Below are 13,445 nucleotides of genomic sequence, written 5' to 3' on the forward strand. Positions count from 1 at the left end.
TTATCTATTTATTCTTTGTGTGGCCAAATGATTGGATATTTTAAATTTAAATTATCAATAATACCATTATATGTATTTTCAACAAAAGGAGCTAAACAAAGATGAAACTGAAAAAAATAATAGGCATCACCTTTTTATCAAGCGTTATCTTATTTTCGGGACCTTTATCATTGGTCAATGCATCAGTAAATGATTCTAAAATGACTGTAAAAAATTCAGTGAAAGAAGAGCTGCCCAATATAAAGATTTTGGCCACTGGAGGTACGATTGCAGGCTCTTCTGAAAGCAGCACAGACACAACTGGATATGAATCAGGAGCTCTTGATATTAAAGCAATTATTAAAGCTGTTCCTCAGTTGAAAAAACTAGCGAATGTAAGCGGAGAACAGGTCGTAAATATCGGAAGTCAAAATATAAATAACAGCATTTTGTTAAAGTTAGCGAAACGAATTAATACATTATTAGCTTCTAAGGACGTTGATGGAATTGTCGTGACACACGGATCTGATACGATGGAGGAAACGGCTTATTTTCTAAACTTAGTAGTAAAAAGTGAAAAGCCTGTAGTTGTAGTTGGTTCAATGAGACCAGCTACCGCTATAAGTGCAGATGGACCGTTAAACTTGTATAATGCAGTGAAAATTGCTTCTACAAAAGAAGCGCGAAATACCGGCGTTTTAGTAGCACTTAACGATCGAATTGGTGCAGCTCGCTATATAACAAAAACACATACAACGGCAGTAGATACGTTTAAATCCCCTGAACAGGGATATGTAGGAGAAATAGCTGGAGATAGGGTAATATTTTATAACAAACCAACTCGCAAGCATACAACACAATCAATATTCGATGTATCAAAACTAGGTAAGCTTCCTCAGGTAGACATCATATATGGGTATCAAAACGACTCTAGGGACTTTTATGACACAGCTGTAAAAGCTGGGGCAAAAGGAATAGTCGTTGCAGGAGCAGGAAATGGGCTGCTATCCGATGCTGCCCTAACAGGTGCTAGAGATGCGGTAAAAAGAGGCGTAGTTATTGTTAGATCTAGCCGGGTAGGAAGCGGAGTTGTGACACATGAAGAATCAGATGATAAAGATAAGTTTGTTACATCCGATTCGCTAAATCCTCAAAAAGCCCGTATTCTTTTAATGCTTGCTTTAACGAAAACAAAGGATCCTCAAAAGATTCAAGAATATTTTAATGAGTATTAATCAAAAATATCTTTCATCCTCTGTTTTGACTAAATTTTTTAAGAACAATCGTTAACGACAGCTTATAAGAAGGACATAAAGAGGTTGAGACATCACTAACATACTTTTATCTCAGCCTCTTTTAATTAAGAAAGAAACCATCAGCAGGTTCCTTATTCATTTCCCCAGTTCTTACTTTCTATAATTACATGATTTGATGTGTCGTCTAGTACACGCCATACCAAAGTCTTACCTTCTATATCTTTTAACTCGATAATGCCCTCTAGCTTATTGGTATTTACATGGACACGTCTCTCATCTATTCTTTGCGCACTTTTTAATCTTGTCCCGAATGTTGCAGGACTTTCTTCCGTTAGCTTTACAATTACATCTATCATACGTTTTTCAGAAACATAGTTTTCGCTGTTCTCATAGTTCTTGTCAGCAGGCTTAATAGCGTGTTCTAATCCATTTTCGTATTGACGCCAATCAATAATTAAAAAAATCGCAAATACTAAAGACACTGTGAGTAACAAACCGTAGGCAACATTTCGTTTCATTTATTTTTGCTCCTTTCGCAGGAATAGGTTGTATCAGAAAATAGTATCGTATCACTTTAAAAAATATTCCTTTTTTAGCATAAAAGAAGGTGTATTTTTAAAGTTTTTTGCTTACGGAGAGTAAAATACCTAGGTTAATTTATGTAACTTATAATCAGCTTAATGTAAGTCCAGTGCTAAAAATTCGTTCATTAGGAAAGACAAAAATAAACTATGTTAGAAAACTGAAAAAATTGCCCTTCTCTATCACAAACTTCTCATCGCATTATAAGAGCCCGTAAACCTATGTTTACGGGCTCTTGTTTCGCGTTCATAAGATATAAATATAATTAGTCCAGTATACATGTTTTATTTAACCTAAGTTATTTTTCAATATGTTCTCCAGTTATTCGAATAAAGCCTTCATTTCTATCTAATGGAACAGGAGGACGCTCGCCTAAAGGAACCTTCCAGTGCCACCATTTGAAGATTCTAGCTATGACGAAACATAGAATTGATATTCCTGCAAAAATTCCAACAAACGTCCAGTGCTGTCCGCTTAGCAGCATAACAGGCCCCGCTGACCATGCAAATAATTCTAACGGTGTATTAAGCGGTCCAACTACCGCTGTATCTGTAAGTGTTTTTGATTTATTATTAGGGTCAATAATTCTTAATAATGTAAGTCCGATAGCAAATACACCTGTTGAATAGCCATACACAAATATGGAACGCTCAAACCAGCTTTCATAGTTCATAGCCGGGCCAATTACGACTAGCATCACCACCACTACTGCTATGCCTGAAAGCATTAACAAGCCAAGTGGAAGTGCATATTCCACAACAATAGGTAATTTAATTGAAGCTACACCGAAGAATACAAGAAAATCGGTTGCTGCACTGCCCAAACGGTCGACTATCTTACTATCGACGTATTTATAAACCCCTTTTTCTCCTTTGCCTAGCAATATGTACATAAGCAGCGCTATCGAAAATGCTATTGTAAACGTTGGGAATTCCAGTCCCCAAGCAGTCGCAATATAATTATTTAATAGGTAGCCCAAACCTGATGGCACAACTAATAATGCTAAATGAAAGGCTAATGGATCCATCGCAATTGGTGAAATAGTATCATTTCCCATTGCCGTTCTATTTTGAGGCTGAACTAATCCTGTTTTTAAATCCTCCGAAATTTCCGAGAAGTCTTTTACATAATGAGTGTATCCCTTTCGAGTTGCCCATTTTATAAAAATAAGTCCCCCGAAAATACCTGCTAAAATACCGCCAGTAGCAGCGGTCATTCCTAAGTCCGTTGCATTTTCCCAGCCTAGTTTTTCGAAGGTTGTACCTACCGCTGCCGCCGTTCCATGTCCTCCATAAAATCCAGCTGCCAGCAGTAAACCGAATCCGTTGTTAATTTCTGGAGCAAACTTCGAAATTACTAAAATAGAAAAAACAATGGGAATAGACATTTGAAGACCTATACAAAGAATTTTATAAGTCGCATATGCGCCCATTCGATTAATATCTTTTTTCATATTGCCGGGTGAAAAAGAAAATCCGTTTATCCCAACTGCCGCAAATACAAAGATGGTGATGATTCCTGCATAGGAGCTAATATCTTCAGAAAAAGGTAGAACATTTAGAAAGCTAGGTCCTAATGCTAAACCTAAAAAACCTGCCAATAAGCTTGCTGGAATGAAGCTTCTTTGAATAAATTTAAATTTTGCGCGAAGCAGCATGCCTATTAAAATCAGAATACTGGCACAAGCAAAATCTACTAGTATCGTATATACAGTCATTCATATCCTCCTTCCGTAACGTTAAATACTTAACAAATTATTGGATTTTGTTGATGTAGCTGGTGGTGCTGGGTCTAGTCTTTCCTCTTGTATATGTAATACGTCTTCTGGTTTGATCCAGGGTCTATTTTGTATAGCACTTGTTTCTTCATGTGTAAGGTATCCTTTGTAAGCTGTTAAGCTTCTTCTTAAAAATCCGTCTTTAATACAGGCTGACTTCACACCTGAATTCAGGATGGACTGAATATGCGGCAGCACGGACGCTGCATAAGCTACGGAAGTAGAATTAGCAATAGCTCCAGGAATATTGCTGACACAATAATGAACGACACCATTTTCGATATATGTAGGATGTTCATGAGTTGTTTCACGGAAGGACTCAATTGCACCGTCAGTGTCATTGCTAATATCTACAATAACTGATCCTTTTTCCATTAAATTGAGCATATCGCGCTCTATTAAATAATCCTTGCGTTCCTTTGGCCATTTCACACAGTTAATTACCATATCAGTTTCAGGAAGCAGTTTTTTAATATTTTGCTTAGTTGATAGCTGAGTATTCACTTTTTCATTATACGTTTTGCCAATATCTCTTAATGTTCCGTAATTTACATCCATAACCGTACACCACGCGCCTAATGAATGTAACACCTGCAGCGCCGACCTTCCTACTAATCCTCCTCCAAGGACCAGTACTTTCATACCAGGGGCTCCAGCTAAACCGCTAACAAATTTTCCTTTCCCACCGTTAATCGTCAGCATGGCTTGCAGACCCATTAATGCACCTTGTTTTCCCGCTGCTTCACAGTTTACTGAACCAAATCGATGTGAATCTTCCGCAGTGAATGCAATACATTTGCTATCGAGTATAGCCTGTATCTGCTCTTTATGTGCAGCTGGATGTATACACGTATAGATAATTTGATTTTCCTTGAGCAACTTATACTCATTTTCTTCAATCTCTTTAACTTTTGCTATAAAGTCACATCTTTCATACATCTCTTCTGTTGTTTCTACTATTTCCGCCCCTTCTTTTTCATACTGTTCATTCGTAAATCCCGCTAAGGCGCCCGCATCTTTTTGAACAAGAACCGTATGGCCATCGTCTTTAATAGCAGCAACCTCTAAAGGCGTCATAATGACTCGATATTCTCCCACTTTCTTATCTTTTAATACGCCAAATACCATGTTGATCCCCCTAAGTTAGTTTTGTAAATGCCTCTCTTTCATGCGTAGTGTTAAGGTTAAATAAACTATTAAAAATATTCAGATTAAAATAGATACACCTTACCTTGCTACACACAAACTATAGAGCGATTGTTCTAGTAGAACCTTATTCTGCATTTACTTACCAAATTATAAATTAAAATGAATAAAAATTCAAAATAATTTGAAATCAATACCTATTTACACGTGTCATGACAAGCTGTTACCGTATTAACCTTGCATAGAAAAAAGGGTTCCCTCATCAACGTTCAATGAGTGAAACCCTTTTTTGATTATCTGCGGCTAGCTGTGCCTCTGCTTTTTGGCAGATGAGCTTTGTGCCGTATAGCTAACAGGTTACTTTATTACTGAAATACTGCCGTTATGAGTGGCTAGTTTAATGATATTCTTTCCTTTTCCAATAACAGCATTACTATCATATTTATTTAGAATATCGACTTTTCCATTGTCCACTGAAACATTAAATTGAACGTTACTTGGTTCTTTTTCCGTTGTAATCTTAATTTTTCCATTGTGCGTTTTAAAGTCAATATCTCGATCAAGTTCTTTTGTTTCAAGAGCGATGCTTCCGTTATGCGTTTCGCCTTCTAAACTACCTTCCACGTTACTCAGCGTTATTTTCCCGTTATTTCCTTTTGCTTGAACCGTTTTTGCTGCAGCATTTTTTATGCTTGTAAGTCCATTGTGTACGCTGGTGTTCAGGTTTTGTGAATCAATGTTCTCTAATTCTACACGTCCATTGTTTGCGCGAATAGAGACATCTGCTGCGCGTAATTTTTTAACGGACACATATCCGTTGTTGCTGGAAATCCCCAATGAATTATACTGTTTTTCAGGTAAATAAACGTTGATGGATAGCGGTTTTAATACACTAACAATGTCAAAATTGACCCAGCTGCGCTGTTGTTCATTATAGGAGATGAAAAGCGTTGAATTTTCAACGTCAGTAGTGAAGTCTCTTTTTATATTAGGAGATGTTTCGCCTTTTAATGTTACTTTGATGTTATCGCCTTTGATAGGGTACACATGAACACGAGTATTATCTGTATCGATGTTTACCTTGGATACTGAATTGCTGTTGATCGTTTTTTCTTTTGAAATAGGTTCAGGATCAATAGCACGATAAGTAAGGAGACTTCCTATAATCCCAACAAGGACGAGAATACCTGCAAGAATGGAGAGTTTCTTTTTATTCAGCACGTTTTAAACCGCCTTTCACCAGTGATACATTGTATTTTAGATAACGTACAAAGCCTTTTATAACTAGCTTTGTCACAACTAACATACCTAACATAATAAAATAGCCAAGTCCGCAAAATGCTAAAGACATAAAAAGATTAAAGAGAAAAAAGCCGCTCGAATGTACAATAGCCTCACCCAGAACTAGAATAGGAGATAGCAAGAAGCATAGACCTATGGCCCAAGCTGACAGAATGAAGCCAGCTAGTGCAACGGCAGGACCAAGAACAATCACTACATTAAAAAAAGCTAAACCAATTACGGCCCAAGTGGCTCTCAAAATATTTTGAGTTGTTGCCTTTGCTGTTGCTTGCTCAACGTGATAATCTGCCAGCAATTCTTTGGCTATTTGATTCGGAGAACCTAGCGACGTTACAATTTCTTCTTCTGTTTTTCCTTCTTCTAAGCCAATGGAAAAGTGCTCTTCATAATCTTGTAAAATATCTGCCCGTTCTTTTGAAGACAATGGTTTTAAGGATTCATTTAATTGCTGTAAAAATTTACTCTTCGACATTGTTCACACCTTCTTTAATTAATTGATTAACACCTCTTGAAAACTCGTTCCATTCATCGATAAGTTTGTATAAATACTCCCTTCCTTTATCTGTAAGCTGATAATATTTCCTTGAAGGACCTTCTGTAGACTCTTTTAAATACGTTGTAAAGTATTCTTCTTTTGTTAATCGGCGCAGAAGAGGATATACGGACCCTTCTGATATTTCAATTTGATCGGAGATTTTTTGAACTAGTTCATATCCATAGCGGTCTTTTTTATCAAGCAACACAAGGACACAAAGCTCTAACACTCCTTTTTTAAATTGTACGTTCACTGTTCTTCACCCTTTTCTTTTCACAGTTCACTACTGTTTATTGTATAGTACTGATTCATAATGATTTCCTAATAATTACAATATATCACCAGCTATTGTTTATTGCAAGGTACTGTTTAATATTTTTTAAATTTTAGCCATTTTTATAGTCTTAAGGTATTTTTTATAAAGCAAGGTTCAACCTTCTTTTTCTAATTAGCTTATATATGGAATTATTTTTAACGCGGCCAAAAGAAAAAGCAGCCTATAACTATAGACTACACAGCAGCGATCAAGCCAGGCTATTTTTCTTTTGCTTGTTTGATAAATAAAAAGAAAACCGTTATTAAGATAAAATAGTTTAGCGGATTTTTGAAAACGTCCCCGCCTAAAGCCAATTGTAATAAGATCCATAAAGCGAATATCACTAGTATGGCTGGCATTATAAGTTTGTTCATACATCACTCATCCTTCGTCTAAGAGTAATAAAGCAATCTTGTCTCTCCATATTTTTTTACTGTAAAATCAAATCCATAAATAGCTTTGACAGCATACTGATTGAATATTTATAAGAATATCACCTTTAAGATAAAATTTAACAATTGTTACTATAATTGATAGAAATACTTTAAGTACATTTGATTTTTTTGTAATAAATTAAAGAAAAAAGTAATCGTTATTTTACATTTTTTAATAATAAAAAAACAGCCAATTTCATGACTGTTTTAAGTAGCTTGCTATCAAAAATTTCATTTTCTAGATGGTGCAAGTATTTCATTATTCATGAATCTTCCATCCATTTAAGGCTTTGGCCGTATCAGCGGTAAAATGATCAATGATGTCACTTTTCCCACTGTCCATAGCAGTAATGGCTGCCATATCTTCATCACTTAAATTAAAATCCCAGATGTTAAAGTTTTCAGCAATACGTTCTTTATGAACAGATTTTGGAATGGTAACTACACCACGCTGAATATGCCAGCGCAAAATAACTTGTGCTACTGTTTTTCCATATTTCGCTCCGATATCAGAAAGTAATTCATTTTGGAAGATATTATTTTGACCTTCTGCAAATGGTCCCCATGCTTGTATTTGCACACCGTATTCTTTCATCACTTTCTTTGCGGCTTTCTGTTGAAAGAACGGATGGTTTTCCACTTGGTTTACAGCAGGCACAACTTCATTATTTAAAATTAAATCAACTAGACGATCCGGATAGAAGTTGGATACACCGATAGCACGAATTTCCCCTTCTTTATAAAGCTCCTCCATTGCCCGCCAAGAACCATAGTAGTCATTAAACGGCTGATGAATTAAATACAAATCAAGATAATCAAGCCCTAGCTTTTCCAAAGAAACATGAAAGGCTTTTTTAGCACTTTCATAACCTTGATCCTGAACCCAAAGCTTTGTTGTGATAAAAAGCTCTTCTCGTGGAATGCTACTTTTTTTGATGGCTGCACCAACTGCCTCCTCATTCATATAAGCCGCCGCTGTATCAATTAGACGATACCCTGCTTCAAGCGCGTTGGATACTGCTTGTTCACATTGAGCTGCATCAGGAACTTGAAACACACCGAAGCCTAAGATAGGCATTTCGACACCATTGTTTAAAGTAATTTTTTGCATATAAAATTCCTCCTGTTTTAAAGTTTCGTTAACCTTGCACAAATATTATCCTAATACCTTCGTGTAACACGAGGTCAAGGCTTTTAAATGAATTACGTTAAATCTCTGAATGAGGATTAAAGCGTATAAGGTGAAGGAAGTGGATAAACTATACTTCAGCTTTATGTTCAGCTGGGTATTTGTTTAGATTACTTTGATGATACTAACAAATTTATTAACTTGAACGATCATCATCCTATTGCCTTCGTGTTACACGAATGTGATAGGATTTTAAACAGTAATGAAGAAAAAATGTTTATGGGAGTGGCCAAAATGTATACGGTGAAAGATGTGGCTAAGCTGCTTGACATAACGGAACATACCGTTCGTTTCTACACGGATAAAGGATTAGTTCCAAGCGTACAGCGTGATAAAAACAATATTCGTCTTTTTGATCAAGAGTCCATTAATTGGCTGACAGGTGTTAAATATTTAAAACAATGTGGGATGACAGTGGAAGACATTAAAACCTACGTAGATTTGTGTTTAGAAGGTGGCAGTACCATTCATGAGCGCTATCAAATCATTTTAAAGCAAAAAGAGATCGCTAAAGCTCAATTAGAGGAAGCTAAAAGAACTGTAAAATATATGGACGAAAAAGCAAATCATTATCTTGATATTATTAACGGTTTATCGCCAGATGACACTAACCCTGGCGAATGGGAGTTAATACATGCTAATAAAACATCCAAAGGATCTTAACATCACCTCTATATCGGCAGTAAAAAGACTTATCTATCATACAGTACAGATAAGTCTTTTTACTGCCTTCGGTTTTCAACTTTAACTCTCTTTAAAATATCCTGGGCGATTACAGCCGTTTCACTCCATTTGTTTGAGCTAGACCGATGCCCTGTCAGTTTAGAGTGTGTGCAAATTCTTCCTGCAGTTCTTTTAAAAACGCATTTGCCGCAGCTGAAAGAACATGATGCTTTTTCCACACAATATTTAAACCTGATTCAAGTCTTGGCTGTAAGGGTCTGAAACAAAGATTACTAGCAGTAGACGTATTGACTATTTTATCAAGTGTTATTGCATATCCAACGCCTTCTTCAACCATAATGGCCGCATTATATGCAAGATTGTATGTAGTGACGATGTTTAATTTATGAAAGTCTTCGCCAAACCAATCCGCAAATTCATTTTTTGAAAACGTCTGTTTCATGGCCTGTCGTGAACAAATCAGTGGAACGTTCAATAAATCCGCAGCTTGAATGCTTTTTTTGACGGCAAGAGGGCTGTCTTTTCTCATCACAACGCCCCACACATCTTTGGCAGGCATATTAAGATAATTGTATTTTGAAATATCGGCTGGCTGAATTAAAATACCGAAATCAAGCAATCCCTTGTCAAGCCGTTCCGCTATATCTTCTTCGTTTCCGCTGTAGAGGTGATATCGTATAGTGGGATAACGTAACTGTACATCTTTTGCTACTCGTGCAATGTGTTTCATTGCTTCTGTTTCTCCTCCTCCTATATAGACATCGCCACCTATTGTTTCTTCCATCGAACTAAATTCCGCCTCTAATTTATCCACCATATTAACAATTTCTTCTGCCCTGTTTCGCAGAAGCATTCCTTCATCTGTCAGAATGACACTATGACTGCTGCGAATAAATAGTTTTTTACCTAACTCTTGTTCAAGGTCTTTTAATTGTCTAGACAGAGTTGGCTGTGTCACATGCAAAACATCAGCGGCCTTCGTGATGTTTCCTTCTCTTGCAACCGCAAGAAAATACCGCAAAACTCGAAATTCCATATACCCCTCCTCCTTTCACAATCTTTAGTGTATACGTCTTAGAAATACTTATCAAGCATACCACGATATAAGATATAAGTATTTTTTATATTTGAAAGAAGCCGTTAGAATTAACAACAAAGAAGTTCATATCACACAAGCAAAACCTTAAATGATTCAAAATAGAAAGGAGCTTAACATGAAAAAACTCTTATGTCTGTCTTCTATTTTAGTAATAAGCGCTGCCCTCGCTTCTTGCGGCAACAATAATTCATCTGCAATCGACAGAGATCATAATGCAAGTGATCACTTAAACCGGGAACCAAAACAGCCAAAAGAAGATAGTATTTCAGGTACAAGGATCAAATTAACGTTTAACAATAAAGAAGCAGTCGTTAGGATGTACGATAATCCAACAAGTAAGAATTTTCTAGCTCAATTGCCTTTAACCATAACTTTTGAAGATTATATAGGCAAAGAGAAAATTAGTATTTTACAAAAAAGATTATCAGCAGATGATGTACAAGCCGGAGATCTATCAAAAAAAGGAGACTTTGCTTATTACGCTCCTTGGGGAAATGTAGCTATTTTTTATAAAGGTTCTGAAGATGCCACAAATGACCTTATCATACTAGGTCAAATTGAATCAGGAAAAGAAAACGTTAAAAATATTCATGGTGATTTTACAGTTACCATTGAAAAAGTGACTGAGTAAAAAACATGACAATAGCTCTTTAAACAGCCCGCTTTGAAGCAGCTAGAACATAACACTTTTTAGAAAGAGGGAAATTCATTTTATGTCTAAACAAAATAAGCTACTTATAATTGTCTTAACCTTAGGAGCTTTTGGTATTATAAATACCGAAATGGGGGTTATAGGGATACTGCCCTACATTGCGGATCACTTTCATATCAGTGTATCGAAAGCCGGGTGGCTGGTGAGTCTCTTTGCACTTACTGTATCAATATCCGGTCCAACTATGCCGTTATTATTTTCAGGAGTCAATCGTAAGAAGGCGATGTTGCTTGTACTTGGTATTTTCGTTTTAGGTAACATTATCTCTATCTTTACGTCTAACTTTACTGTTGCCATAATTGCGCGTGTGATTCCAGCTATCTTTCATCCAATTTATTTTTCAGCAGCTTTTACAATGGCTGCGAACTCAGTCAGCAAGGAAGACGCTCCAAAAGCTGTCTCAAAAGTCTTTATTGGCGTATCTGCAGGTATGGTACTTGGTGTACCAATCGCAAGCTTTCTTGCAAGCACAGTTTCATTTCAAATAGCAATGACATTTTTCACTGTCATTAACGCTATAGTATTTATTGCTACATGGACATTCTTCCCTTCTATGCCTGTCACAAAAAGACTTTCCTACGGAGCACAGCTCAGCGTATTAAAAAACCCCGTTACTTGGCTTTCCATTATAGCTGTTCTTTTACTGAATTCAGCAGTATTTGGGGTATACAGCTATCTTGCTGAGTATCTTAAAACCGTTACGAACATCTCTGGAAAATTAATTAGCTTCATGTTAATTTTATTCGGTGTGGCCAATATTATTGGAAACATTATCGCAGGGAGGTTGCTTACGAAAAATGCCATCAAAACGGTAGTAGCTTTCCCGTTCGCATTGGGAGTCGTTTACATCATTTTATTCTTCACCGGACAGTTTACTTGGCCTATGGCTATCATGACTTTAGTTTGGGGAATATTCGCTGGTATAGGAACGAATATTAATCAATATTGGATTTCATCAGCAGCTCCAGAAGCTCCTGATTTCGCAAACGGACTATTTTTATCATCCGTTAACTTAGGAACAACGATTGGTACAGCTGTAGGTGGACTATTTATATCAGGAATGGGTACAGAATACGTCGTACTAGTGGGGATCTTGTCGTTAGTATTGAGCGTAATATTTATTTTACCAAGAAGTTACATGCATCGTCCTATAAAACAGCTTTCTAAATAAGGCATCAATTCAACTCTCTTTCGGGATCCCTATGTAGGATCCCCTTTGTTTTGTTTTCTTTTATTGCATCTATGAAGAACAGAAATCTATTCTAGTCAATGCTTACACCATTAATAGATGAAAAATGGAGGATTTGAGATAGAAAAATACACTAAAGTTACACTTTTCCCCTCACCATCATATACCTGTTGCAAAAGACGTTTTTTTATGACTTGCTAAGGGAATTAAAAAAGAAATTCAAGAAAAAGAGGGCGTTACAATGTCAGAAATGGGAAGAAAAGAAGACTACGGGGAGATTGAAATAGGTAAATACGAATTGTTCTTTAAAAAGAGCTATAAAGTTATAAATACGATTAATGACTTCTTGATAGGTATCTGGTTCCTAATTGGCAGTATTTTATTCTTCTATGATTCCTTGAAAAATATAGGGATTTGGTTGTTTATTCTCGGGAGCGTGCAATTGCTCATTCGTCCGACGATTAAATTAGTGCACGATCTTCACTTACGCAAATATTTAAAGGAAGGTTATCATAATAAATAATCTTCTTTATAAAAATTTTTTCTTGTGAATTCTATATATCAAAAGGGGGTGTACGCGTTAGCGTACACCCCCTTTTAAATCAAATATATCACTCTAGGTCTAACCCTTTTTCATTTAATTTATGAGAAATCACAGCAATTACAAACTTTCCATCGTCTAAATCTTTTTTATGAGAGGTTAGCTCCTCTGTGGGAATACCTAAATTTGTTGCACGGTCTTCTTCATTTGAGTAATTTTGGACCACAAAAAATTTCTTTAATTTATCGAAGAAAGAATCCGGCTGAGCCCCTCCAGTCATATCTTCCTGAGTAACTTTATCTTGGTCAGCAGCAGATAGCCTATCCACGTTTACATTCGTTCTATAAGCTAAATTGCCCGCTGCGGTCTCTTGATTAGTTAGAACTGTAATCTCATTATCCTCATACCCTATCATTCTTAATTTCTCAATTCTAGTTAATGTTTCTTCCGGCGACTCATATACACCTATAATACTTTTACTCATAAAGCTTTCCTCCTTCATTAAGATCTTTTCCACTTACTTTTTATGTACCCGCTATTCTACCCTTATTAACAATAGACCCGTAGTGCAAAGAGTGAATAAAATAATTTTCCCTTTTTAAGGAATTCGATTAAATAAATGCTAGTTTGCTTAAGGCAAAAACGGTTATCGAAAAAAGATTACCTCCCCTTGGACTGGGTATATTACATCAGGTCAAAAAAGA

Annotated in this window: 15 protein-coding genes; 5 read left to right on the forward strand and 10 right to left on the reverse strand. The window is 36.2% G+C overall.

The features are described from left to right. Window positions 1-101: 101 nt before the first annotated feature. The gene (locus ACN6NE_RS03325) at window positions 102-1,214 is read left to right on the forward strand and encodes a type II asparaginase (protein WP_129703520.1); all 1,113 of its coding nucleotides are present in this window, start codon (window positions 102-104) and stop codon (window positions 1,212-1,214) included. Window positions 1,215-1,366: 152 nt separating this feature from the next. Here the strand turns inward: ACN6NE_RS03325 and ACN6NE_RS03330 are convergent, their stop codons facing one another. The 8 genes from ACN6NE_RS03330 to ACN6NE_RS03365 all read right to left on the reverse strand — a co-directional run bounded on the left by ACN6NE_RS03330 (window position 1,367) and on the right by ACN6NE_RS03365 (window position 8,438). Beyond that, window positions 1,367-1,753 (reverse strand): hypothetical protein, encoded by a 387-nt coding sequence (locus tag ACN6NE_RS03330; protein ID WP_474324537.1) that lies wholly within the window; start codon window positions 1,751-1,753, stop codon window positions 1,367-1,369. A 362-nt stretch (window positions 1,754-2,115) separates the two neighbouring features. Further along, on the reverse strand, window positions 2,116-3,534 hold the full coding sequence (locus ACN6NE_RS03335; protein ID WP_474324539.1) for a sodium/glutamate symporter: 1,419 nt from the start codon (window positions 3,532-3,534) through the stop codon (window positions 2,116-2,118). Between the two features lie 21 nt (window positions 3,535-3,555). Further along, entirely contained in the window at window positions 3,556-4,722 is a 1,167-nt protein-coding gene (locus ACN6NE_RS03340; protein WP_129703526.1) for an alanine dehydrogenase, read from the reverse strand. A gap of 375 nt (window positions 4,723-5,097) precedes the next feature. Next, a complete protein-coding gene (locus ACN6NE_RS03345) occupies window positions 5,098-5,961 on the reverse strand; it encodes a DUF4097 family beta strand repeat-containing protein (RefSeq protein ID WP_129703528.1) in 864 nt (287 codons plus the stop codon). Further along, window positions 5,951-6,514: an HAAS signaling domain-containing protein gene (locus tag ACN6NE_RS03350; RefSeq protein WP_129703530.1), complete on the reverse strand. Its 564-nt coding sequence runs from the start codon at window positions 6,512-6,514 to the stop codon at window positions 5,951-5,953. Before ACN6NE_RS03350 ends, ACN6NE_RS03345 begins: the two co-directional genes overlap by 11 nt. Next, the gene (locus ACN6NE_RS03355; RefSeq protein WP_129703532.1) at window positions 6,501-6,830 is read right to left on the reverse strand and encodes a PadR family transcriptional regulator; all 330 of its coding nucleotides are present in this window, start codon (window positions 6,828-6,830) and stop codon (window positions 6,501-6,503) included. Before ACN6NE_RS03355 ends, ACN6NE_RS03350 begins: the two co-directional genes overlap by 14 nt. Before the next feature lie 281 nt (window positions 6,831-7,111). Further along, window positions 7,112-7,267 carry a hypothetical protein gene (locus ACN6NE_RS03360; protein WP_165351635.1) on the reverse strand — a complete coding sequence of 52 codons (156 nt, stop codon included), beginning with the start codon at window positions 7,265-7,267 and terminating at the stop codon, window positions 7,112-7,114. Window positions 7,268-7,586: 319 nt separating this feature from the next. Next, complete coding sequence (locus ACN6NE_RS03365; RefSeq protein ID WP_129703534.1) at window positions 7,587-8,438, reverse strand: aldo/keto reductase; 852 nt, start codon at window positions 8,436-8,438, stop codon at window positions 7,587-7,589. Between the two features lie 312 nt (window positions 8,439-8,750). On the opposite strand from ACN6NE_RS03365, the gene ACN6NE_RS03370 reads away from it, so the two are divergent. Then, window positions 8,751-9,179, forward strand: a complete 429-nt coding sequence (locus ACN6NE_RS03370) for a MerR family transcriptional regulator (protein WP_129703536.1) — start codon at window positions 8,751-8,753, stop codon at window positions 9,177-9,179. A gap of 154 nt (window positions 9,180-9,333) precedes the next feature. On the opposite strand, the gene ACN6NE_RS03375 is transcribed toward ACN6NE_RS03370, so the two are convergent. Further along, window positions 9,334-10,236 carry a LysR family transcriptional regulator gene (locus ACN6NE_RS03375; RefSeq protein ID WP_129703538.1) on the reverse strand — a complete coding sequence of 301 codons (903 nt, stop codon included), beginning with the start codon at window positions 10,234-10,236 and terminating at the stop codon, window positions 9,334-9,336. A gap of 178 nt (window positions 10,237-10,414) precedes the next feature. On the opposite strand from ACN6NE_RS03375, the gene ACN6NE_RS03380 reads away from it, so the two are divergent. The 3 genes from ACN6NE_RS03380 to ACN6NE_RS03390 all read left to right on the forward strand — a co-directional run bounded on the left by ACN6NE_RS03380 (window position 10,415) and on the right by ACN6NE_RS03390 (window position 12,723). After that, window positions 10,415-10,930: a cyclophilin-like fold protein gene (locus ACN6NE_RS03380; RefSeq protein WP_474324542.1), complete on the forward strand. Its 516-nt coding sequence runs from the start codon at window positions 10,415-10,417 to the stop codon at window positions 10,928-10,930. 82 nt (window positions 10,931-11,012) lie between these two features. After that, window positions 11,013-12,182: an MFS transporter gene (locus ACN6NE_RS03385; protein WP_129703542.1), complete on the forward strand. Its 1,170-nt coding sequence runs from the start codon at window positions 11,013-11,015 to the stop codon at window positions 12,180-12,182. Between the two features lie 259 nt (window positions 12,183-12,441). Beyond that, a complete protein-coding gene (locus tag ACN6NE_RS03390) occupies window positions 12,442-12,723 on the forward strand; it encodes a YrhK family protein (RefSeq protein WP_129703544.1) in 282 nt (93 codons plus the stop codon). An 88-nt stretch (window positions 12,724-12,811) separates the two neighbouring features. On the opposite strand, the gene ACN6NE_RS03395 is transcribed toward ACN6NE_RS03390, so the two are convergent. Beyond that, a complete protein-coding gene (locus ACN6NE_RS03395; RefSeq protein WP_129703546.1) occupies window positions 12,812-13,225 on the reverse strand; it encodes a general stress protein in 414 nt (137 codons plus the stop codon). Between the last annotated feature and the right edge of the window lie 220 nt (window positions 13,226-13,445).

The organism is Priestia sp. 53B2 (assembly GCF_056099005.1).